This window comes from Streptomyces sp. NPDC052299 (genome assembly GCF_040679335.1).
Lineage (GTDB): Bacteria > Actinomycetota > Actinomycetes > Streptomycetales > Streptomycetaceae > Streptomyces.
On sequence record NZ_JBFAUP010000015.1, the window covers coordinates 25,245 to 47,873 of the forward strand.

Genomic DNA, 22,629 nt, shown 5'->3' on the forward strand with positions numbered 1-22,629 from the left:
CAGGAATCCACGGCTGGACGCCAGCTATCGATTATTCACGACTACGCAACGGAGCGTGTCCCGATGAAAACAATGTGGCGCCGCGCTTGCGGGCTCACGGTGGCTCCCCTGGTGATGGTCTCGGCCGTCGCCTGCGGGGGCGGGTCCGACCAGGCGTCGGAGGGCACGACCCTCCGCGTCATCGTGAACATCACCCCGAACCTGACGGAGAAGTTCTGGAACGACCTCTTCGACGGGTACGAGAAGGATCACCCCGGTGTGAACGTCAAGCTCGAACTGACCGGCACCATCTCGGCTGACGCGAAGCTGAGGCAGGATCTGGCCGCGGGCGATCCCCCGGACGTCGCGCAGCAAATCACGCCGACCGCCGACACGGCATCGCTCTTCGCGGACCTGTCCGACCAGCCCTGGGCCAAGAAGACTCCGCTGAACGACCAGTACGCCGTCGACGGCAAGCACTACATGGTGGGTGTGGGCGAGCAGATACAGTCGCTCGTCTTCTACAACAAGGCCGCCTTCACGAAGGCAGGGCTCGACGCGACACAGATCAGGACGATGGCACAGTTCACGTCGGCCATGGGCAAGTTGAAGGACGCCGGCTACAAGCCGCTGCAGACTGCCGGGCAGTGGGTCACGGGGTCCCAGTTCTCGATGATGGCCGACGCGGGGGTCCTCACCGCCGATCCCGAATGGACGGTCAAGCGCAACCAGGGCAAGACCTCATTCGCCGAGAGCGGCTACACGTCCTACCTCGATCACTACAAGAGCTGGATCGACAACGGCTACCTGGACAAGAGCGCACTCGGCCTCACCTACCCGGACGGCCAGACGGCGTTCCTGAACGGCAAGTCCGCGATGTACATCATGGGCTCGTTCTTCGTGCCCGCCGCGGATGCCGCGAAGAAGAGCGACGACATCGGAGTGTTCACCATGCCGACCGACGGGGCTTACCCGTCCGGTCAGTTCGGCAACATCTCGAACCCGTACGTCGTCGTGAACAAGTCCCGTCACAAGGCCGAGGCGATCGAGTTCGTGAAGTGGGCGACCACCGATCCGGAGGCCATCAAGAGCCAGCTCGCCTCCGACGGCAACCTGCGCGAGGGCTTCACCTACCCGACGTCCAGCCTCGGCACCTCCGTGCAGCAGATCCTCGACAAGGCGCCGTCGGTGATCGTGAAGTCCGGACGGAGCCAGCCGATCGCCGGCTTCAGCGACGAGCTCAACAAGCAGATCCAGTCCCTGTACACAGGCGCTTCCCCCGAGGACGTGGCCGGCGGATTGGACAAGTGGTGGAACTCGCAGAGCTGACCACAGGGGTCGACCGGCAGGCGCGGCGCCGGGCAAGAGTGCGTGAGTCGGCCGTGTCCTTCGCGATGATGGGTCCTGCCGTCCTCCTGTACACGGTGATGACCGTCGTTCCGGTCGGCGTCGCGGTCTATCTCAGTCTCACCGACTGGGACGGGTTCTCCCATGCCGCGTTCATCGGGCTGGACAACTACGCACACCTGTTCGATGACCCGAGTTCGTCGGATGCCTGGTACGTGACAGCGCTGATCGCCGCGGTCGGCACCGTCCTGATGGTGGGCCTGGGGCTCGTGTACGCGCTGGCGCTCAAGGGCCGTTCGCGCGCGAACTCCTTCTACCGGGCCGTCGCCTACTTCCCCCACGTCATCAGCGCGCTGATCCTCGGATACCTGTGGGCGGCGATCCTCGGCACCAACGGCGCCATCAACAACACGCTGGCCAAGTTGGGCATCGAGCCGCTCGGATTCCTCTTCGACGAGCGGTTCGCGCTGATCTCGCTGATCGGCGTGATCGTATGGGCAGGGTTCGGTTTCAACGTCGTCCTGTTCGTGGCCGCGCTGCAGACGGTGCCGGCCGAGCTGCTGGAGGCGGCGGCGATCGACGGTGCGTCCAAGCGACAGATCGATCTGCGGATCGTGATCCCGATGATCGCGCCCGTGGTGACCGTGGCGACGGTGCTGAACCTGGTGGGTCTCATTCGGGCCTACGACATCGTGGTCAGCCTCACCGGCGGAGGTCCCGCCGGGTCGACGCAGACCTTCACCTATCTCATTCTCGCCCGGTCCTTCGAGGGCACCAAGGTCGGATACGCGACCGCGCAGGCGGTGTTCCTGATGGTGGTCTCGGCGGTGCTCGCCCTCGTCGTGACGGCGCTGCGCAACCGCCAGGACCAGGCCGCGACAGGAAGTTAGGAGCCGTTGGTGGTCGTACTGGAAGCAGAGGTCCGCGACAGGCCGCAGGCCGCAACGGCCCGGGGCGGGGAGGCACCAGGCACGAAGCGCGGGGAGCCTCGCTCACCCGGACGGTGGGTGCTGCTCGGGGTGCTGTTCTTCGTCATGATCGTGCCGATGTACCTGCTGGTGGTGAACGCCTTCAAGTCGCAGCAGGACATCCTCGACAACCCCTTCTCCATCCCGCTGGGCGGGATGACCTTCGAGCACATGTCAGCCGCGATCAGCAGTCCACAGTTCAACGTCATCGACGGCTACGGGTTCACACTGTTCCTCGTCGTGCTCGTCGACGTACTGTGCATCCTGCTTGCCGGCCCCGCCGCGTACGCGATCGCACGCAGCCTCAAGCGGCGGACGCAGCTGGTTCTGCTGTACTTCCTGGCCGGAACGTTCATTCCGGGCGCCGCCGTGATCATCCCGGTGATCTACGTACTGCGGGAGATCGGGCTGGCGAACACCGTCACCGGCCTGGTCGCGCACGACGTGGCGTCCACTCTGCCGGTGAGCATCTTCCTGTTCGTCGGCTTCATCCGCACCATTCCGGTGGACATCGACCACGCGGCGACGATCGACGGTGCGGGCCGCTTCCGCACATTCTGGGCCATCATCTTCCCCTTGATGCGCCCTGCGGTGGTCACCGTGCTCATCCTCAACTCGATAGGGATCTGGAACGACTTCATCTCTCCGCAGATCCTGCTCAGCCCGTCCTCCGGGCACTACACGGTGACCACGGCGGTCTACGCCGGCATCAGTCAGTACTCGACAGATCTGACGAAGGTGTTCCCCAACCTCCTGCTCGCCATCGCCCCCGTCGTCATCTTCTTCATCTACATGCAGCGCCACATCATCAGCGGTCTCACCGTCGGCGCCGTGAAGGGCTGACCTGACCCGCGTCGCCCGTCCCGTCCCAGAGAGAGCCGAGAAAGGACCACGTGTGCTGAGAGACCCGAAACGACGGTCCCGTGGAGGAGCGTGGGCCGCTGCCGCCCTCGTTGCTTCGCTCGCCATGATCGCGGTGGGGCACCCCGCCGCCGCCCACCCGGTCACGTCCAAGGCGGGACACACGTATTACGTGTCGCCTGCCGGCCGCGACACCGCGGACGGGAGGAGTGACAGTTCCCCGTTCCGGCACATCCAGAAGTGCGCCGATGTGATGGTGCCGGGCGACACGTGCCTGGTCCTGTCCGGCACGTACGAGGAGACGGTCGTGCCCGCGCGTTCCGGCACCGTCGAACTGCCCGTCTCCTATCGCGCCGCCCCCGGCGCGAAGGTGACGGTGAGCGGCGCCTCCAGGATCGGCGGATTCGAGCCGGTCACCGCCGCGGATGTCACCGAGATCGCCACGAGGGATCCGTTCGCCGCCGGCTCGCGGTTCAGCGACGCCGTGGCGGACGGGCACGTGTACAGCACCGGCGCCGACCTCGGGCCGGACGCGACCACGGTGCAGGTGTTCACCGACGGGAGGATGGGCGTCGAGGCACAGTGGCCCTATCCCGGCCTCGACCCGCTCGCTCCCTCGCTCCAGTACGCCGGTGCGGGCAGCGCCGACGCCACCGTCGCCGACACGGATCTGACTCGTCCTGCGGGATACTGGGACGGCGCGCGGGCACTTACCGGCTACTGGTACGTGTCGGCCACGACCACGGTCAAGAGCTCCGCCGTCGGCTCGGTGACGCTGGACGCGGCACCGCCGTGCGTCCACAAGATCGTCCCCGAGGAGACCCGGTACGCGCTTTCCGGGAAGATCGGCGAACTCGCGCATCCGGGCGAGTGGTTCTACGACCCGACGGCGAAACGCCTGTACGTCTACAGCACCGACGATCCGGACACCCACACCGTCGAGGCCAAACGGCGCACCCTGGGCTTCGACCTGACGGGCACCTCTCACACGACGGTCGAGGGCATCGGTCTGTTCGCCGCCACCATCGCCACGGGCCCCTCCAGCACGGGCGTCACTCTGGACGGCATCAACGGCCAGTACCTTTCGCACTACACGGACATCACCCGGGGCGCGACGGACTGCGGCAGTACGGTGACGCGGGGCGTCGGCGACACCGGCATCGTCCTCGACGGCACCCGGAACAAGATCGTGAACAGTGATCTCTCGCTCAGCGCCGGAAACGGGATCGCGCTCCGCGGACAGAACAACACAGCCACCGACAACGTGATCCACGACGTCGACTACATGGGCACCTACGCAGCGGGCATCGCCGTGCAGGGCAACAGTCAGACGGTCACGCACAACACCATCTCCCGGGTCGGCCGCAGCGGCATCAACCTCCAGTGGAACGAGGTCGCCGGGCTCACCCCGGGCAAGGACCTGATCGCGTACAACGACATCTCCGGGTACGCCCGCATGAGCCTGGACGTCGCCGCGATCTACACCTGTTGCAGCGCCTGGATGATGGGCACCTCGATCGACCACAACGTGCTCCACGACCCGGCTCCGGCCACCACCTCCACCACCTTCGGGATCTCGGGCGTCTACGCGGACAACGGCCAGAGCGACCTCGTGATCGCGAACAACGTGGGCTGGGGCAACCGGGAGGGGACGGTGATGCTCAACGGTCTGGGTACGGGTTCGCACGACAACGGCGTCTACAACAACACCGGCGGGATGACGCTGTTCTACGTGAAGGAGCCCGGGCAGTCGACCGGTACGAAGATCTACAACAACCTCGGGACGATCCGGGGCGTGACCGACGCCACCGACGGCGGGCTCGTCCTCTCCCACAACCTCCCCGCGGAGACCGACCCGCTGTTCGTCGACGCGGCCGGCCACGACTACCGGCTCACCGCCGGCTCACCGGCGCGGAGTCAGGCGCTCGCGCTGCCAGGCATCAACGACGGCTCCACGGATGCGGTGCCGAGCCTTGGCGCCTACCAGTACGGGGCCCCCAAGTGGACGGCGGGCGCCCGTCGGTAACCCGCTCCCGGCATGTCTGTGGGCCCGGTCCGGATGTCCCGGACCGGGCCCATGGCTGTGCGTTCAGCTGGGCTTCGGCCCGCTCCTCCTGGATGTGGTGCGCTTCGCCGCGGCGCCCTTCCTGGCCGGCCGCTTTGTTTCCCGTGCGTCGGGAACGGGCCCCCGGCCGGCAGCGTGGTCGGCGAACGCCTCGGCAGCCTTGGTGGGCTCCCCGGACCTCAACAGGCCGACGAGGCGGCCGTGTTCCTCGGCCATGGCGCGCCGGTCACCGTCGAAGAGCGGATCGGAGATGGCCCGCAGGGTGCGCAGACTCGGCTCGATGACCTCCCACATGCGGGCCAGGAGCGGGTTGCCCGCGAACCGGCTGACCAGGGTGTGGAACTCGATGTCAGCGTCGCGAAAGCCGCTCACATCGTTCGTGGCGACCGCCTCACGCATCCTTTCGACCTGCGCGTCGAGTTCGGCGAGCTGGTCCTCGGTGATGTGCTCGGCGGCGAGCCGCGCGGCCAGTGCCTCCAGGGGTTCGCGTACCTGACGTGCGTACTCCGCGTCCCGCGAGGAGATCTCGACGACGAAGTGGCCGCGGCGCGGGACGTGCGTGAAAAGGCCCTCACGGGCCAGCCTCTTGACCGCCTCACGCACCGGGGCCTGGCTCACACCGAGCCGCCGGGCGATCTCGGATTCGACGACGCGGTCGTTCGGCGCGAGATCACCCTCGACGACGGCCTGGCGCAGCAGGTCGTACACCTGGTCCGAGATCAGGGTCTTGCGGAACCGGTCCTTGTTGGTGGCCAGTGTGGAGACGAACCCACCGGACGCATGTGGTGCCATGATTTCCCAATCCTGCATTGGGGCACGTCAGTTGCGACATAATACGCGCCCGTCCTCCCTCGATGGGGTCACACCGAGGATTCCAGCTGATCGGCCAGCCACTCCAGTTTGGCCACTTCATGAGCGGCCCCGCCGCCTTCGTGATCGTTGTATGGATAGACCCGTATCTGCTTGTCGGACTGGTCCACGTTCCCTTGGGCGCCGTAGTGGTTGAACGCCGCGTACACCGTGGAGGGCGGGCAGATACGGTCCATCAGGCCGACCGAGAACAGGGTCGGCGCGTTGGCCCTCCGGGCCAGGGCTGCCCCGTCGAAGTAGGAAAGAGTACGGGCCACCGTGGCCGCGTGCTCCCGATGCCGCTTCACGAACCGGGTGACCTCGTCGTACGGAGGCATGTCTGTGAGCGTCGTGGCGCGCGGGAAGTGGCACAGGAACGGCACGTCGGGCATGACGGCCACGAGGTCGGGGACCAGACCCGCTGCGGCGAGCGTGATGCCGCCGCCCTGGCTGGTTCCGGTGACCACGACACGGGCCGGATCGACGTCCGGGTGCGTGCGCGCCGCGGCCACGGCCCGCACCGCGTCGGTGTAGAGGCGCCGGTAGTAGTAGCGGCGCGGGTCGAGGACGCCGCGGGTGAGAAAGCCGGGCGCCGCTATGTCGCCGGTGGCCGGGTCGGCGTCGGGGGTCTCGGCGCCTTGGCCGCGGGAGTCCATGACGAAGTGCGCGTAGCCCGCATCCGCCCACAGGCGCGTCTCGTGGGGCTCTCCCCGCCCGGTGCCGTAACCCAGATACTCCACGACGGCCGGCAGAGGGCCGGTGCGGGTCACCGGCAGGTGGAGCCAGCCGCGTACCGGGTGGCCGCCGTAGCCGGCGAAGGTCACGTCGAAGGTGTCGATCGTGACGAGCCCGTTGGCCACCGGTTCGAACGAGACCGCGAGGTCGATGTCATCGTGGCGGGCCAGGGTCTCCCTCCAAAAGGCGTCGAAGTCGTCCGGCTCGGCGAGAGCCGGCCGGTAACGCTCCAACTGGTCCAGGGGAAGGTCGAAATGTGCCATGAACATCTCCGTGGAGGTCGGGGCCCGCTCTCGACTTCGCCGAGCCGGGTCGCTGATCATCGCCTATCGATCATCGAGGGAATCGAATCAGGGGCGTTCGAGCACTGTCAACCGGACGCACGCTCAGGTGTCGAGTCCGTACACGCGGACCGGGGTCGTTTGCAGGAGGCGAGCGCGCTGGTCGTCCGTGAGGTGGGCCAGGCCGAGCCCGGACATCGCGAGCGATTCGGCGCGGGAGCCCCTGGGCATGCAGATCGGCCAGTCCGAGCCGATGAGGCAGCGGTCCGGGCCGAGGGTGTCGACGACGTGGCGCACCATGTGCGCGACGCGTTGCGGCGGTGCGCCGTACTGCTGGGTGAGCAGTCCGGAGATCTTCACCACCACACCGGCTTCGCCGGCCGCGCGCTCGATGTCGCGGTACCACTCCCCCACCTCGGGCGTGCGAAGGTGCGGGGGATTGCCCAGGTGGTCGACGACGACTTTCAGCTCCGGATGCCGGGCTGCGACTTCGGCCGCCGCTCCCAACGCCCCTTGATGCAGGTTGAGCTGGAGCGCCACGCCTTCTTCCGCCAGTACGGGAACGAGCGCGCGGGCGGCCTCGGGGGTGTCCGTCCAGGAGGTTCCGCCGAGCCTCATCCCGTTCGGACGTGAGGCACCCCACGCGTGCAGCAGGGCACGGAACGGGCCGGCCCCGTCGGAGCCGTGGACATGCAGGTTGGCCACGTATCCGGCGACCAGATCCGGTCGGCGCAGGCGCAGTCGGCGCAGTGCGCGCGTCTCGCCCACGTCTCCGCGCGACGCCTCGACCAGGATCGCGCCGGCCAGGCCGATGCCGGCGCCCGATCGGTCCAAGTCCCCCTCCCCGAAGACGCGATGGTGCTCACTGCCGGGCTTGATCCAGGGGAATCCCCGGTCCGGATCCCACAGGTGGACGTGGCAGTCGATCACGGTGCGCCTCCTCCTCGGGCGTACGGGGCGGCTCTTGAGTATTGACACGCCCGCTCCCCGCCGGTGAGTCTAACCATCGGCTATCGATGGGCGATTATTCAATCCTTACGTGACGAGGGAGCAGGTGTTCTCGATGCTCAGCCCCGAGCGGACCGGCGGCACACATACAGGAGATGAGGCAAAGGGCCCCCTGCTGCACGCGACCCGGACCATCACCGACGTCCCTCGATGGGCTGAGTTGGAGCGGCAGTTGTTCGCCCTCCAGGACAAGGGCTGGCGGCTCTTCGCCGACCGCTACACCGAGGGGGACGGCCGTCTCGTCTTCCGCGACACGCTCGGCCGCGGACTGGACGGCCGGGACGGCGTGGACGACTTCTACGAGCCGTTCTTCAACTGGCCGATGCTGTATGTGCTCGGGGGCAGTACGGATCTGCTGCCGGCCGCACGGCGGCACTGGAGCGGTGTCACCGCCCAGCTCACCGAGATGGGCATGCTCGTCGACGGCCTGGAGCGGGGTTACGACTGGTTCCACCAGGGCGAGGGTCTGCTCCTCTTCTACGGTCTGTGCCTGGCGGACCCGGGCGACGAGGAGCTGCGCCGGCTCGCCCTGCGATTCGCCGACTTCTACCTTCCGGGCGGACCCAACTACGACCCGGAACACCGGGTGCTGCGCGCCCCGCACAACGGTTCGACGGGGCCACGGTTCGGGTTCAGCGACGAGGAGCCGTACTTCCCGTGGAGCCCTGCCCTGCGCCCGTACGGGATGCCGCTGGACGGGGTCGACGAGCTCGCGTCCTTCGAGGACCTGGAGGCGTCAGAGGAGCGGGCCCGCGTGTACGGCCGGGCGATGTGGGAGCGGATGGGCCGCGGTGACACGATCGTGAACCTCGCGGCCACGGGGCTGGCGACCCACGCCTTCCTGCTCAGTGGCGAGCAGCGCTACGCGGACTGGGTGGCCGAGTACGTGAGCGTGTGGCGGGAGCGGCTCGCCGGCCGTGAGGTCGTGCCCGACAACGCGGGCCTGAACGGCGTGGTGGGCGAGTACCTGGACGGCCGCTGGTACGGCGGCCACTACGGATGGTCGTGGCCGCACGGCCTCTCCCCCGTAGGCAGCGCCACCGTCATCGGCGCGGCCAACGCGACCCTCGTCACAGGGGACCGGGGGTTCCTGGAACTTGCCCGCAATCCGCTCGACGTCGTGATGTCCCACGCCGAGCAGCGCGCCGCGAGCGAGATGGGCACGCTGGGCGAGCGCTGGGAGCCGCACCTGCGGTCCATGGGGGTCAAGCACACGCTCATGGTTCCCCAGCGGCACAACGACTCCGGCTGGTTCGACTACACGGTCATGCCGGGTCAGCTTCCGCTGGCGCTCTGGCACTTCAGCCGCGAGGAGGCCGACCAGGACCGGATCGAGCGGCTGCGGTCGGCCTCCAACTGGGACTGGACCGCCGTGCACACCCAGCGCATCAAGGACGAGGCGGGCCATGAGGAGCCTTGGTACGAGTTCCTGCACGGACGGAACCCGGGGTATCCCGAGCAGATGCTGCGCAGCGCCCTGGCAAGCTGCGCCGAGCGCATGGAGGCCATCGAGCACGACACCGTCGACCCGGAGGTCGGCCCCGACGCGCTGGACATCCACCACTGGCAGCACCTCAACCCGGTGGTGACCGAAGCCCTGTTGCAGCTGACCACCGGCTCCCCGCAGGTGCTCTACAACGGTGGCACAGCCCACCTGCACGTGCGCTACCACGACGCGGAGGCCCGCCGCCCCGGCCTTCCGACGGACGTCGCGGCGCTCGTCTCCGACATCCGCCCGGAGCACACGGTGGTGGAGCTGGTGAACCTCGGCGGTGCGGCGCGATCCCTGCTGGTACAGGCGGGTTCGTTCGCCGAGCACCATGTCGGGGCCGTCCGCGTGGACGACGGCCCCGCGCAGCCGGTCGGCGGACCGTACCTCCGCGTCCGCCTCCCCGGGCACGCGCGGATCCGGCTGACCCTGACCATGACCCTGCGCGCGGGCCGCGCGGCCTGCGCCTCACCGTGGGAGACGGCATGACCGACCGGCCGGCAGCGACCCGGCTGCCCTTCACCCTCCCCCGTCTGGGTCTGGGCACGGCTCCCCTGGGCGGACTGTTCGAGGACGTCGGCGAGGAGGAAGCCGCCGCGACCCTCAAGGCGGCGGCCGAGGGCGGAATGTCGTACGTCGACACCGCTCCCCGCTACGGACACGGCCTCGCCGAGCGGCGCCTCGGCCGACTGCTCCCCGCCTCGGCCGACGCCGCCCCGGTGATCTCCACCAAGACGGGCTGGCTGCTGCGTCCCCGGCCGGACGGATCCCCCGGAGAGGTGATCACCGACTGGACCGAGCGCGGAATCCGGGAGTCCCTGGAATCGAGTCTGACCCGCCTCGGCCGCTCCAGCGTCGACATCCTGTATCTCCACGACCCGGACGACTACCCGGACGACATCCGCCGCACCGCCTATCCGGCGGTGCGCAGACTGCGTGATGAGGGCCTGGTCAAGGCCATTGGGTTCGGCATGAACCACAGCGCTCCGCTCGCGTCGTACGTGGCGGAGTTCGAGGTCGACGTCGTACTGATCGCGGGCCGCCTTTCGCTCCTGGACCACGAGGCGCTCCCCGAACTGCTGCCGCTGTGCGCGAGGACGGGTACCTCGGTGGTCGTCGGGGGCGTCTTCAACACCGGACTGCTGGCCGACCCGACCCCCGGTGCCATGTTCAACTACCGGCCGGCTTCCGCTGCCTCACTGGAGCGGGCGCGGCGGTGCCGCGAGTTGTGCGCCGAATACGAGGTGCCGCTCGCCGCGGCAGCGATCCAGTTCCCTCTGCTGCACAGCGCCGTGGACTCGGTCGTCCTCGGGTGCCGTTCGGCGGCAGAGGTCACGGAGAACGTGGCGGCGGCCCGGTTCCCCATCCCGGACGAGCTCTGGAAGCGGTTGTCGAGGGCGGGATTCGTCCCGGAGCGAGTGCTGGAGGAGCGCGTCGGATAACACGGAGGTCGGGTTGTTGCCCGGCCAACGCCTCGTCGACCCCGGACATGCGACCGCGCGAGAGAGTCCGGCCGAGCTGTACGGCAACGAGGGCGGGGTGGCCGTCCGCCGGGGTGCCCCAGAATGAGGCCGAGGTGAAGGACGCCGGTCGAAGGGCTGGGAGGTGAGCGAGGTCCATGATCGGGAGCCTTGGTCAAGGTCGTGGAGAGCTTCGGGTGGCACGCGCGACGGCGCGGGCAGTTCGGCCGACGTTCAGCGCTGCCGGCCCTCGGCGGTGCGCAGTCCATAGCCGAGCACACGGTCGACGGCGATGTGCAGCAGCCAGGCGAGTCGGAAGGTGAACAGCGCGGTGCCAGGCGGGTCGGGCAGCACAACGCAGACGGAAAGCCACAGGAGGGGCACGACCGTCCGGTGGACGAGGTTGTAGCCAGGCACCCGGCCGCGGGGGAGCTGCCCGGCCCCGCATGTGGCGGCGTGTACGCAGCCCGCGGTGCGGGCGACGGAACCGGGAGCGGGTACCCCGGAAAGAGTGGTCGTGCCGTGCCTCCACGGGGCTCGTTCCGGACTGCCTGGGCGAACGCCTCGCAGCCGGTGCGCCGAGCCACGTCCAGATCCGCGCCGGGTGGAAAACGGCCGTCGAGTTCGAGCACGACCATGCCGTGGGCGAATGCCCGGAACGAACGCGCGAGGTCGATGTCGCCGTGCACCGCGCGGGCCAGCGGCAGCGCCGCCCGGTCTTCGAGCCGAAGCGAAGTCGCCGTCTGGACGGCCGGCGGGACCTCGCACGCAGCGAGCCCGGGGCGCCGAATGCCCGCCGTGCACTGCGCGGGGTTCCGTGAGAACCGGCTCGGCCCAGCAGAGCATGTGTGTGCCGTCGCCGGCGAGGGGTGCTCTTCCCAGCATGCCGGAACCGGTGACAGCAAGGTCAGTCCAGGAGGGCGGTCGCCTCGACCTCGACGAGTACGTCCGGCTCGAAGAGGTAGTCGACGCCGATCAGCGAGGCGGGAGGCAGCGGGGTCGGGAGGCCGATCTCTTCGGCGACGGCCTCCACTCCGGCCATGAAGGCGCCGATCTTCTCCGGCGCCCACTCAGTCACGTAGAACGTCAGGCGCAGTACGTCCGAGAAGGTGGCGTCCGCGCCCGCCAGTCCGATGGCGGTGTTGCGCAGCGCCTGCGCGACCTGTCCGGCCAGATCGCCGGGTGCGACGGGGGTGCCGTCGGGCCTGCGCGATATCTGGCCGCTGACGTGTACGTGCTTGGTCCCGGTGCCCACGGCGACGTGGTGGTAGGGAACCGGCTGAAGCATGCCGTGCGGAGTGAAGTGGTGAACAGTCATGGGGTTCTCCTCGTCCGTCTAGGTATCGTGAAGGTACTTAGTAGGCAGAAGACACTGCAACGAGACCAGGTTTCGCCATGGATACCGCCGACGAAGTCCGCATCGATGCCCCGCACCGCGAACTGCTCGACCAGATCCTCGACAAGTGGTCACTCGCCGTCCTCAACGAACTCTGCGAGCACCCCTGCCGCTTCAACGAACTCCGCCGGGCCATCCCCCAGGTCACCCAGAAGTCGCTGACTGCGACACTCCGGCGCCTCGAACGAAACGGTGTGATCGAGCGCGAGGTCGTCTCCACGCGCCCGGTGGCCGTCAGGTACCGGATCACGGGACTGGGGAAGACCCTCCGGCGCCCCATCGACGCGCTACTGGCGTGGACCTCGCAGCACATGCCCGCCATCCAGCGCGCACGCGAGGACTTCGACGAACGCGAGGACGCCCGCCAGTGATGTGTCGCCGGTCCGGGACGGAGCTACGGCAGGACGGTTGAGTCGGCGGAAGCTCCCATCGACCCGCGCGACCGCGCGGGAGCTCCATGACGCGGCCCAGTCGCCATGGATGCAGTTCGGCTCACTCCAGCACTCCCTCCTGTTCCTCCACCAAAATGGCCGCTCCGTTCATTTCATGGTTATATGGACGAGCCGTTCATATATGGCTGTCGAACAGCAAGGAGAACCTCATGAACACGTCCGCGTCCGACCGCGTCGCTCTCGTCACCGGCGGCTCCGGCGGCATCGGCCGCGCAGTCGCGGAGAGGCTGGCCAAGGACGGGCTCTCGGTCGCCGTCCACTACTCCGGCAATCAGGCCAGGGCGGAGGAGACCGTCGCAGCCATCAGCGCGGCCGGCGGCCGGGCGCTCGCCGTGGGCGGAGACGTCGCCGACGAGAACGCGATGCGTACCGCCTTCGAGGCCGTCGGGTCCGCGTTCGGCGGCCTCGATGTCGTGGTCAACACGGCCGGCATCATGGTCCTCGCCCCGGTCGAAACCTTCGACCTCGCCGAGCTGGACCGCATGCACCGCACCAACATCCGCGGCACCTTCGTGGTCAATCAGCAGGCCGCACGCGCTGTGCGCCCCGGCGGCGCGATCATCAACTTCTCCACGTCCGTGGTCCGCACCCAGTTCCCCCACTACAGCGCGTACGTCGCCAGCAAGGCCGCCGTGGAAGCCATGACCCTCGTCCTCGCCAGGGAACTGCGCGGCCGCGACATCACGGTCAACGCCGTGGCGCCCGGCCCCACTGCCACACCCCTCTTCCTGCAGGGCAAGGACGAGGAGACCGTCGACAAGCTCGCCAAGGCGGCTCCGTTGGAACGCCTCGGCCGGCCCGAAGACATTGCCGAGACCGTTGCCTTCCTCGCCGGCCCCGCCCGCTGGATCAACGGCCAGGTCATCTACGCCAACGGCGGCCTCGCGTAACACGGCTCCAGCCACCCCCACCCGAAGGTTTTCCCATGTGTCCCACCGGCAACGTCATAGTCATCACGGGCGCTTCCAGCGGTTTCGGTGCCCTCACCGCCCGAGCCCTGGCCGACGCCGGCCACACCGTGTACGCGGGCATGCGCCACACCACGGGCCGCAACGCGCCGCAGGTCCAGGCCGCGGCCGACCACGCCCGCGAGCACGGCGTCGATCTGCGCGCCATCGAGCTCGATGTGAACGCGCAGGGGTCCGTCGACGCGGCCGTGGCACAGGTCGAGGCCGAGGCCGGCCACATCGACGTGCTCATCCACAACGCGGGCCACATGGCCACCGGTCCCGCAGAAGCGTTCACCCCGGAACAACTCGCCGAGCTGTACGACGTCAACGTCCTCTCCACCCAGCGCCTCAACCGCGCCGCCCTGCCCGGCATGCGCCGCCGGGGCCAAGGGCTCGCGCTCTGGGTGTCCAGCAGCAGCGTCAAGGGCGGCACTCCCCCGTACCTCGCCCCCTACTTCGCAGCCAAGGCCGCCATGGACTCGCTCGCCGTGTCCTACGCGGCGGAGCTGGCGCGCTGGGGCATCGAGACCTCGATCGTCGTACCCGGCTCGTTCACCAGCGGCACCAACCACTTCGCCCACTCCGGCCACCCCGCCGACACCACCGTCGAGGCCGAGTACGACAGCAGGTATCCCGGGCTCATGAACCAGGTCGCGGACAAGCTCGCGGCCCTCGCCCCGACCGGCACAAGCGCGTCCATGGTGTCCGACGAGATCGCGCGCATCGTCGCCCTGCCTGCGGGCGACCGGCCCTTCCGCGTGCACGTCGACCCCGCGGACGACGGGTCGGAGGAGGTCTCGGACACCGCCGACCGCATCCGTGCCACGTTCCTGGAGCGGATCGGCCTCGCTGACCTGCTGAGCGGCGGACACTGACCTTGCCCGGATGGCGTACGGGCCTCGGTCCGCACGCCGACGGCACGGACCGCAGCTCACCCCCCCAACACCAGGAGCCCTCGTGTCAGAGACAGCGAAAGAACCGGCGAACAGGGGGCGCGGACGGCGCCCCGCCGACGAAGTCCGGGCGGAGGTCCTGCACGCAGTCGGCGAACTGCTCCTGAGGGAGGGGATGGGCCGGCTCACCTTCGAGCGGATCGCCAAGGCGTCGGGCGCCAGCAAAACCACCCTCTACAAGTGGTGGCCGTCCATCGGCGCACTCGCCCTCGACGGATACTGCCATGCCGTCGAGGACACCCTCGCCTTCCCGGACACCGGGGACGTCCGGGCGGATCTGCTCACACAGCTCCACGCCTTCGCCGAGGCGATGACCCGAACACCCGGCGGTCGCGTCCTCACCGAGCTCATCGGCGCCTCACAAACCGATCCGCACCTCGCCGTCTCCTACCGCAACCTGTACTCCGCCCACCGCCGCAGGCTCGCGGGCGAGCGGCTGCGACAGGCTCAGACGTCGGGGCAGATCCGCCCCGACGCCGATGTGCAGGTCCTGGTGGACCAGCTCTGGGGAGCCGTGTACCACCGACTCCTGATACCCGATGAGCCGGTCACCGAGGGCTTCATCACCGCTCTGGTCGACAACGTCCTCCTCGGGGTCGCCGCACGTCCGGCACCCGGCTCGGCCGGCTAAAAGGAAGGCATGGAGCGGGACAGCCACCCGGATACACGGAAGCTCTGTTTTTTTCATCCTCATGACGACCCCTTGCGGAGGTATGTTCACGTCAATACAGTTCCCCGCGTTAAGTTGCAGCGCTGCCGATGGTCCGTTCGCGGTCCCGCGGCGCGCCGCAGTGGAGAACTGATCGAAGGAGCTCTCGGTGGGATTCACGCGGCGCACGTTCTTACGGACAGCGACGGCGGCCGGGCTCACAGGAGCCCTCGCGGGCGGGGAGGCCACGCTCGCGCACGCGGCGCCCACAGCCGGCGGGCCGGGCGACGTCGTGGGCAAGGTGACTGTGGGGTATCAGGGCTGGTTCGCCTGCAAGGGCGACGGCGCCCCGATCGACGGCTGGTGGCACTGGGCACGGAACTGGGGAGAGACCCCCTCCCCGTCCAACCACGCCATCGTCGCCTGGCCCGATGTCCGTGACTACCCGACCACGTACCAGACCGCCTTCGGCAACCTTGGCAACGGGCGAGCGGCCACGCTGTTCTCCTCCTACGACCAGTCCACCGTCGACACACACTTCCGGTGGATGAAGCAGTACGGCATCGACGCGGCGGCCCTCCAACGGTTCAACCCCACCGGTGGCGAGGGGCCGACGCGCGACGCGATGGCGAGCAAGGTGCGCGCCGCCGCAGAGTCCGAGGGCGTCAAGTTCTACATCATGTACGACGTGTCCGACTGGACGTCCATGCAGACGGACATCAAGGCCGACTGGACAGCCAAGATGCGTGCGTACACCGCTTCTTCCGCCTACGCCCGGCAGAACGGTAAACCGGTGGCTTGCATATGGGGCTTCGGTTTCAACGACGCCCAGCGGCCGTTCACCCCGGAGGCTTGTCTGGACGTGCTGAACTGGTTCAAAGCCCAGGGCTGCTACGTCATCGGCGGGGTTCCGACCTGGTGGCGAACGGGCGACCGGGACTCCCGGCCGGGTTTCAGCGGCGTCTACCACGCCTTCGACATGCTCTCGCCGTGGCTGGTCGGCCGGATCGGCAACGCCGGTGACGCCGACAACTTCTACAACGCCGCCACCGTGCCCGACCTCGCGGAGTGCACCGCGCACGGCATCGACTACCAGCCGTGCGTCCTGCCCGGCGGCGTCACCGAACGGCAGCGCGCCCACGGCGACTTCATGTGGCGGCAGTTCTACAACATGGGCCGGGCCGGGGTCACCAGCGTCTACATCTCCATGTTCGACGAGTACAACGAGGGCAACCAGATCGCCAAGACGGCGGAGTCCCGGGACTGGGTGCCGGCCGGATCGGGCTTCCTCGCCCTCGACGAGGACGGCACCGCCTGCTCGTCCGACTACTACCTCCGACTGACCGGCGACGGCGGCCGCATGCTGAAGGGCCTGCTCCCCGTCACCGCCACCCGGCCGACCCCACCGCTCGTCGGAGGCAACGGCAACCAGCCACCGACAGCGCCCGGCAACCCGCACGCCACCACCGTCACCGACACCACCGTGTCGCTGGCCTGGACCGCCTCGACGGACGACTCCGGTGTAATCGGGTACCGCGTGCGCCGGATCACCGGCGACACGGCCACCACTGTGGGCACGGCTCCCGGGAACAGCACCACGTACACAGTGAGCGGCCTCTCCCCCTCGGCCTCGTACACCTTCGACGTCCAGGCGCTCGACTCAGCGGGCTCCGTCTCCCCTGCCTCGGCCCGGGTCACGGTCACCACGGCTGCCGGCGGCGGCACCCCCACGGGCGACCTGGCCCTGCGCCGACCGGTCGCGGAAAGCAGCCACACCCAGACGTACGGCGCGAACAAAGCGGTGGACGGCGACCCTGGCACCTACTGGGAGAGCGCCAACCACGCCTTCCCCCAGTGGATCCAGGTCGACCTGGGAACCAGCACAGACGTCCGTCGCGTCGTCCTCGCCCTGCCGCCGTCCGCCGACTGGGCCGCGCGCACGCAGACCATCACCGTCCAGGGCAGCACCGACGGCACCTCCTTCTCCATGCTGCGCGGCGGCACGGACTGCTCCTTCGACCCGCTCACCGGGAACACCGCCACCCTGGCCCTGCCCGCCGCCACGACCACCCGTCATCTACGGCTCGTCTTCACCGCCAACACGGGCTGGCCCGCGGGCCAGGTGGCCCAACTCCAGGTCTACGGCGCCTGATCACACTGCGTCCGCTTCACGTCCGCTCGTGCCTCGGCTCCGGGACGGTGTGCACGTTCTGCTTCGACGTAGTGGTGCCCAGCCGTCGCAGAAGGGCCAACGCTACGGTGGCGGTGGCCAGTTCGCCGGTGGCCAGCCCTGCCCAGACTCCGCCGGTGCCCAGTCTGCCGAGGGTCACGATCAGGGGGACCTTGACGAGGAGCAGGGTGCCGATGGACATGAGGTACGCGAGAGCCGGGCGCCCCAGGGACTGCGAGTAGGACGCCACCAGAGGGCCGATCCCGGCGACGGTCAGGCCGACGGCGATCACGCGAAGGGCCCGACCGGCGGTGGTGACGGCGGCCGGGTCGCTGAGGAAGAGGGCGGCCAGGGGCTTCGCGAACAGGGCGAGGACCGTCGCGGTGAACAGGCCGTAGAGCAGTGAGGCGAGCAGCGCGAGGTTGCGTGCGCGCAGGGCACGGTCGGTCAGGCCGCGGCCGCTGTTGTAGCCGACGATGGGCTGCAGGCCCTGGCTGATGCCGGTGTGGGGCATCAGCACGAAGGTCTGGAGGCGGGCGCAGACGGCGTACGAGGCCAGCGCGACGGCCGATCCGGTGGCGGCGAGAGTGGCGTTGACGAGGACGGCGAGGAGTGTGACGCCAGTTCCGGCCAGGAACGAGGGCAGGCCGATTCCGAGCAGGGTGCGCAGTGTCGGGCCGTGAGGCAGCAGGTCGCGCGGGGTGACGCGGTAGGGGCGGTCACGCTGGACGAAGAAGAACCACAGGCTCATGGCCGCAGAGACGGCCTGGCCACCGACGGTTCCCAGGGCGGCGCCGCGTACTCCCATGCCGAGTCCGAAGATCAGCAGCGGGTCCAGCGTGATCTGCACAATGACGGGGACGAGCCACAGCAGGGTGGAGTAGCCCATGCGTCCCTCGGCGCGAACCAGGCTGGAGAAGCCGGTGGAGACGAGTGCTCCGCACAGCAGTACGACGGCGTAGGGCCGGGCGCTCTCCCGTAGTTCGCCGTGGGCGCCGAGCAGGGAGAGGAGGGGGTCGAGGAAGGCCAGGCCGAGCACGGTGGTAGCTGTGGCGCAGGACCAGAACAGTGTGAAGGAGTTGCCCGCCGCGCGGGCGGCGGCCTGCCGGTCTCCTGCACCCAGGGCGCGGGAGACCATGGAGGCACCGCCCGCGCCGACGGTGGTGGACACCGCGACGAGCAGGAGCAGGAGCGGGGCGGCCAGGTTGACCGCAGCCATCGCGGAGTCGCCCACGCCGTGCCCGACGAACCAGCCATTGGTCAGGGCGTATACGCCGTAGACCCCGACGGCGGCCGTTGTCTGGGTGCAGGCGCGCCACAGCAGCGGGCCCACCGGTTCGGTACCGAGCCGGCTGGTGTGATCGGAGGGTGCGGGGGCGGCGGGCCGGGGGGTCACCGGCGGGTGCGGCCGAGCAGCGCCATCGCCTCGTCGAGAAGGGGACGGGCGAAGTCGTACTGCCTGCTGTCTGTGTGGCCGCGATACACGGTCTCGATGACCATGACCAGCATGAGGTGGAGGCAGTACACGCGGCGGCGTACCTGCTGGGTCGCGGTCAGCTCCGGATGACCGTAGCCGCGCATGAAGGGCGTCGCGTCGCCGAAGGCGGACAGCTGCGTGCCGGTGAATCCGGCCTCGATCAGCGGGTCTCCGTAGAAGGCGCGTTCGTGGTCGATGACGCAGGCGATACGGCTGTCACGGACCACGACGTTGCTGGACCACAGGTCCCACTCGACCAGGCGGGGTTCGGTCACCTCGTCGAGGCTGCCCGCGTGCTCGGCGACCACCGCGCGCACGGTGTCGTAGGTCCAACCGATGTCGACCCCGCGGCGTTCGCCGTCGGCCAGCACGTCCTCGACAATGCCGGTGAACACTCGCCGCCAGCTCGCGTCGTGAGGCCCGGCGAGTGACCCGAAGCCGGCGCCCCGGATGGAGTTGATCTCCCGGTTGGCCGCGCCGAGCTGCTCCATGCAGGCGTCGCGCTCGGCGGCGGGCATCAGTTCGGAGATGATGCCGAGGTTGTCGGCGTCGATGTACGGCATGAAGAAGTAGTCCGCGTCGCAGAGCTGGTGGCTGCGGTCGGCGTAGTGTACGTCGGGGACCGGCACCGAGGTACGGGTGCGTATGAGGTCCAGCGTGTTCAGCTCGATCGACATCGCCCCGCGCTCATAGGTCATCACCTCCACGTGCGGAGGCGGAGCGATCTTCAGCACGACGTCAGCGCCGTCGCGCAGCCGGACGCGGTAGGCCACGTTGAACCAGCCGTGCCCCAGCTCCTCCGCCCATGCCTCGCCCGTGGGTATCTGCTCGGGTCCGTAGGCACGCTCGATCATGGCTCGAAGTACCTCGGGGGACTGCCGGTTCTTCGTGATGCTCTCCACGCCCGGTCCTCTCGATCAAGGCTGCCCACCACAGCGCCACCGAACAGGCCGCGCCGCCCCCTGCACGCCACGGGCTTCCAGTCCTGGCCGTCATCACCGAAGACAAATACTTACCATGTGGTCGATATTCATAGCAGAGAGAGCGTACGCCCGTACGCCCCTGTTCATACCGAGGGTGCATCGCTGCCACGGAGGAGCCGGTCCGGACGACGCACCATCAAGGTCCCGTGTCGGCACCGCCGCCGAGTACTCCCGGACGGGTCGCCGTGCCGGCTGACCCGGCCTCAGCCGGCCGGGGTCTCCTTCGTGGGGACGACGGCGACGGGGGCGTTGGCGAAGTGGAGCGTCGAGTGGACGACGTGTCCCACGTACCGGCTGCCCGTCCTGCTGCTGCGCCCGACCACCAGGAGCTGGGCGCCCGCGGCCAGTGAGACCAGCATCTCGGCGGCGAACCCCACTTCGGTGTGTTCGGTCACGGTGATGTCGGGAAAGCGTCGGCGCCACGGTCGCAGGAGGGCGATCAGTGCCTGGCGGTGCTGCTCCGCCAGTTCGGCGGGCCGGTTCGAGAGGCCCAGGACGCCGGACTGGTTCGTGAACATCGTGGGCAGGTCCCACGCCCGCGCCGCCCGCAGCGGAACGCCGTGCGCGGCCGCCGTCCGGAAGGCGAAGGCGAGGACCGCCTCAGCCTCCTGGCCGTCTTCGGGGACGCCTGCCACGATCTCGCCCTGCCGCCGGCGCCCGCTGACGTCGCCGCCGCGGATCAGCACCACGGGGCAGTCGGCCCGGCCCAGGACCCGCAGGCCGACGGAGCCGAGGAGGAAGCCGGTCACCGGGCCCGGCCGGCGGGACCCGACCACGATCATCAAAGCGTCGCGCCCCCGCTCCGTCAGCAGGTCGGCCTCGGGCCGGTCGGCCAGCTCGGCGCGCACCTCGACGCCTTCGTAGTGCTCGTGCACCCAGGCCAGCGCGCCCGCCAGAGCCTCCTCGCCGGCCCGGCGTTCGGTGTCGGCATCCGCGAGGAAGGAGGGATCGTGCCCGTGCAGCAGCAGGAGCGGCGCGCCGAGGCGACGGGCCTCGTCGGCTGCCCAGCCGACCGCGAGCAAGCTGTCCGGCGTGCCGTCGACTCCGGCGATGATGGGGTGCTGCACGATGTCTCCTCGCTCTTCGCTGCGCGTTCGGTCTGCGGTGTGGTCGGACGAGCGCGTCACCCCGGGGCGCCTTCGAGCGCACGGCTGTGCTCCCGGACCGCGATCCGGGCCAACTTGGTCAGCATCATGCCGTTGCGGATCTCGACCAGGTAGTCCACGGGCAGGCCGTGCATGCGGATGCCGGGGCCTCGCAGCGCGTGCCAGTCCAGGACGAAGAGGGTGGCATCGCCCCAGGGCACCAGCTTCATCGCGATACGGGCCGCGCCGAACGGCTCGGCCCTCGCCTCCAGTTCCAGGCGGCGCTCGGGCTCGCAGATGCGGACGACGCAGGTATCGTCCACGACGAGCCGGCCGGCCCCCACCCGGACGCGCAGCCGGGCGCCCACCTGCGGCCAGTGCGGGTCCGCGGCGATGACCCGCCGAGTGCCCGTCACCCATTCGCCGTAGCGGTGCCCGTCGGCCAGCAGGCTCCAGACCTCAGCGGGGCTGCTCAGGATCAGACGGCGGTTGCGGGCCAAGCTGAACACGCTCCCTACGGATGACGGCGGTGCGGGACGGGGCGCAGAAGGGTTCACCGTCTCCGGCGTGCGCGTCGACCCTAGCCCGGTCCTCCCACGGCCTCTGGCGAACGCGCCGGGCATGACGCCGTCCGGGCGAGGCGCCGGGTCGGCCGGTTCACCGGCGCCCCGGCCCCCGTGCCGGCACACCCCGACGGCGCAGCCGTGCGGCTGGCCGAGTGCTTCATGCGGACACGTGTTCCCCACGGCAGTCGATCACATAACGTGACTGCTACGTATGTCGCCCCTGAAACGCAAAGCACGCTCATCGCCGCTCGGCGGCCATGTACGGCCTCCCCGGTTCGCCGTGGCCGCGCTTGCCCTCGCATTCGGTGTGGGTGCCCCCCTCCTGGTCCCGGGCACCGGCGAACTCGCCCGGGCCCAGCGTCGGCAGGGCGGCTCCCTCCTCCTGGAGGAGACGTTCACCCAGGCAACCGCCCCGGACTTCACCGGGGTCGGTTCGGCCTGCCTGACCGGTGCGCCCGAGGTGGACGCCCTGCCGGGGCCCGGCAACCACCCGCTCGGCGGCTGTACGACGGGCATCGGGCCCGAACCGCCCAAGGACGCCGCGCCGCACGGGTACCTGCGGCTGACGGACTCCTCACCCAACCAGTCGGGTGCGGTCCTCTACAACCACGCGCTGCCCGCCACCGACGGGCTCGACGTCACCTTCGACCAGTGGCAGTACGGCACCACCACAGGCGATATCGCCCCCGCCGACGGCATCTCCTTCTTCCTGGTCGACGGCGACACCGAGCTGACCCGCCCGGGCGCCTTCGGCGGCAGCCTCGGATACGCGCAGAAGCTGCCCGACGACGACCCGACCGCTGAGTTCGTCCCCGGAGTGGAGAACGGCTATCTGGGCGTCGGACTCGACGTCCTCGGGAACTACTTCGGCGACTGGGAGCACCGCGGCAACGGCTGCCCGCCCGG

General features: G+C 69.3%; 20 protein-coding genes and 2 pseudogenes. 12 read left to right on the top strand and 10 right to left on the bottom strand.

The genetic code is table 11. The annotated features are described in order from the left end of the window. Positions 1 to 63 precede the first annotated feature (63 nt). From AB0L33_RS24325 to AB0L33_RS24340, 4 genes are all read left to right on the top strand, one after another. Complete coding sequence (locus tag AB0L33_RS24325) at positions 64 to 1,308, top strand: extracellular solute-binding protein (RefSeq protein WP_365684704.1); 1,245 nt, start codon at positions 64 to 66, stop codon at positions 1,306 to 1,308. Continuing rightward, positions 1,287 to 2,216: a sugar ABC transporter permease gene (locus AB0L33_RS24330; protein WP_365684706.1), complete on the top strand. Its 930-nt coding sequence runs from the start codon at positions 1,287 to 1,289 to the stop codon at positions 2,214 to 2,216. The genes AB0L33_RS24325 and AB0L33_RS24330 overlap by 22 nt, the downstream gene beginning before the upstream one ends. 117 nt (positions 2,217 to 2,333) lie before the next feature. Further along, positions 2,334 to 3,137: a carbohydrate ABC transporter permease gene (locus AB0L33_RS24335; protein WP_365684708.1), complete on the top strand. Its 804-nt coding sequence runs from the start codon at positions 2,334 to 2,336 to the stop codon at positions 3,135 to 3,137. A 124-nt stretch (positions 3,138 to 3,261) separates the two neighbouring features. After that, on the top strand, positions 3,262 to 5,181 hold the full coding sequence (locus AB0L33_RS24340) for a right-handed parallel beta-helix repeat-containing protein (RefSeq protein ID WP_365684710.1): 1,920 nt from the start codon (positions 3,262 to 3,264) through the stop codon (positions 5,179 to 5,181). A gap of 63 nt (positions 5,182 to 5,244) precedes the next feature. On the opposite strand, the gene AB0L33_RS24345 is transcribed toward AB0L33_RS24340, so the two are convergent. The 3 genes from AB0L33_RS24345 to AB0L33_RS24355 all read right to left on the bottom strand — a co-directional run bounded on the left by AB0L33_RS24345 (position 5,245) and on the right by AB0L33_RS24355 (position 8,015). Then, positions 5,245 to 6,012: a GntR family transcriptional regulator gene (locus AB0L33_RS24345; RefSeq protein ID WP_365684712.1), complete on the bottom strand. Its 768-nt coding sequence runs from the start codon at positions 6,010 to 6,012 to the stop codon at positions 5,245 to 5,247. Positions 6,013 to 6,080: 68 nt separating this feature from the next. Next, a complete protein-coding gene (locus AB0L33_RS24350) occupies positions 6,081 to 7,067 on the bottom strand; it encodes an acetylxylan esterase (RefSeq protein WP_365684714.1) in 987 nt (328 codons plus the stop codon). A gap of 123 nt (positions 7,068 to 7,190) precedes the next feature. Further along, positions 7,191 to 8,015, bottom strand: coding sequence for an amidohydrolase family protein (locus AB0L33_RS24355; RefSeq protein ID WP_365684716.1), 825 nt, complete (start codon positions 8,013 to 8,015; stop codon positions 7,191 to 7,193). A gap of 109 nt (positions 8,016 to 8,124) precedes the next feature. On the opposite strand from AB0L33_RS24355, the gene AB0L33_RS24360 reads away from it, so the two are divergent. Further along, complete coding sequence (locus AB0L33_RS24360) at positions 8,125 to 10,071, top strand: hypothetical protein (RefSeq protein ID WP_365684717.1); 1,947 nt, start codon at positions 8,125 to 8,127, stop codon at positions 10,069 to 10,071. Next, the gene (locus AB0L33_RS24365) at positions 10,068 to 11,024 is read left to right on the top strand and encodes an aldo/keto reductase (RefSeq protein WP_365684719.1); all 957 of its coding nucleotides are present in this window, start codon (positions 10,068 to 10,070) and stop codon (positions 11,022 to 11,024) included. Before AB0L33_RS24360 ends, AB0L33_RS24365 begins: the two co-directional genes overlap by 4 nt. A 252-nt stretch (positions 11,025 to 11,276) precedes the next feature. Here AB0L33_RS24365 and AB0L33_RS24370 read toward each other — a convergent pair whose 3' ends face one another. From AB0L33_RS24370 to AB0L33_RS24380, 3 genes and pseudogenes are all read right to left on the bottom strand, one after another. Further along, on the bottom strand, positions 11,277 to 11,459 hold the full coding sequence (locus AB0L33_RS24370) for a DUF4260 family protein (RefSeq protein ID WP_365684721.1): 183 nt from the start codon (positions 11,457 to 11,459) through the stop codon (positions 11,277 to 11,279). A gap of 101 nt (positions 11,460 to 11,560) precedes the next feature. After that, positions 11,561 to 11,767: pseudogene (locus tag AB0L33_RS24375) on the bottom strand (TetR family transcriptional regulator); the annotation flags it as partial. A 182-nt stretch (positions 11,768 to 11,949) separates the two neighbouring features. Beyond that, positions 11,950 to 12,360, bottom strand: a complete 411-nt coding sequence (locus AB0L33_RS24380; protein ID WP_365684723.1) for a Rid family hydrolase — start codon at positions 12,358 to 12,360, stop codon at positions 11,950 to 11,952. A 77-nt stretch (positions 12,361 to 12,437) separates the two neighbouring features. Between AB0L33_RS24380 and AB0L33_RS24385 the strand changes: the two genes are divergently transcribed. The 5 genes from AB0L33_RS24385 (at position 12,438) to AB0L33_RS24405 (ending at position 17,594) form a co-directional block, all read left to right on the top strand. Beyond that, entirely contained in the window at positions 12,438 to 12,809 is a 372-nt protein-coding gene (locus AB0L33_RS24385) for a helix-turn-helix domain-containing protein (RefSeq protein WP_365684725.1), read from the top strand. A gap of 230 nt (positions 12,810 to 13,039) precedes the next feature. Further along, positions 13,040 to 13,780, top strand: coding sequence for an SDR family oxidoreductase (locus tag AB0L33_RS24390; RefSeq protein ID WP_365684727.1), 741 nt, complete (start codon positions 13,040 to 13,042; stop codon positions 13,778 to 13,780). A 35-nt stretch (positions 13,781 to 13,815) separates the two neighbouring features. Further along, entirely contained in the window at positions 13,816 to 14,715 is a 900-nt protein-coding gene (locus tag AB0L33_RS24395; protein WP_365684729.1) for an SDR family oxidoreductase, read from the top strand. Between the two features lie 82 nt (positions 14,716 to 14,797). Further along, on the top strand, positions 14,798 to 15,424 hold the full coding sequence (locus AB0L33_RS24400) for a TetR/AcrR family transcriptional regulator (RefSeq protein WP_365684730.1): 627 nt from the start codon (positions 14,798 to 14,800) through the stop codon (positions 15,422 to 15,424). Between the two features lie 187 nt (positions 15,425 to 15,611). Continuing rightward, entirely contained in the window at positions 15,612 to 17,594 is a 1,983-nt protein-coding gene (locus tag AB0L33_RS24405) for a discoidin domain-containing protein (protein ID WP_365684732.1), read from the top strand. 16 nt (positions 17,595 to 17,610) lie between these two features. Here the strand turns inward: AB0L33_RS24405 and AB0L33_RS24410 are convergent, their stop codons facing one another. The 4 genes from AB0L33_RS24410 to AB0L33_RS24425 all read right to left on the bottom strand — a co-directional run bounded on the left by AB0L33_RS24410 (position 17,611) and on the right by AB0L33_RS24425 (position 21,657). Next, on the bottom strand, positions 17,611 to 19,008 hold the full coding sequence (locus AB0L33_RS24410; protein ID WP_365684734.1) for an MATE family efflux transporter: 1,398 nt from the start codon (positions 19,006 to 19,008) through the stop codon (positions 17,611 to 17,613). Further along, positions 19,005 to 19,991 (bottom strand): aminoglycoside phosphotransferase family protein, encoded by a 987-nt coding sequence (locus tag AB0L33_RS24415; protein ID WP_365684736.1) that lies wholly within the window; start codon positions 19,989 to 19,991, stop codon positions 19,005 to 19,007. The genes AB0L33_RS24410 and AB0L33_RS24415 overlap by 4 nt, the downstream gene beginning before the upstream one ends. A gap of 284 nt (positions 19,992 to 20,275) precedes the next feature. Then, on the bottom strand, positions 20,276 to 21,139 hold the full coding sequence (locus AB0L33_RS24420) for a universal stress protein (protein WP_365684738.1): 864 nt from the start codon (positions 21,137 to 21,139) through the stop codon (positions 20,276 to 20,278). A 56-nt stretch (positions 21,140 to 21,195) separates the two neighbouring features. Beyond that, positions 21,196 to 21,657 (bottom strand): SRPBCC family protein, encoded by a 462-nt coding sequence (locus AB0L33_RS24425; RefSeq protein ID WP_365684740.1) that lies wholly within the window; start codon positions 21,655 to 21,657, stop codon positions 21,196 to 21,198. Positions 21,658 to 21,934: 277 nt separating this feature from the next. Between AB0L33_RS24425 and AB0L33_RS24430 the strand changes: the two are divergent. Then, positions 21,935 to 22,525: pseudogene (locus AB0L33_RS24430) on the top strand (hypothetical protein); the annotation flags it as partial. Between the last annotated feature and the right edge of the window lie 104 nt (positions 22,526 to 22,629).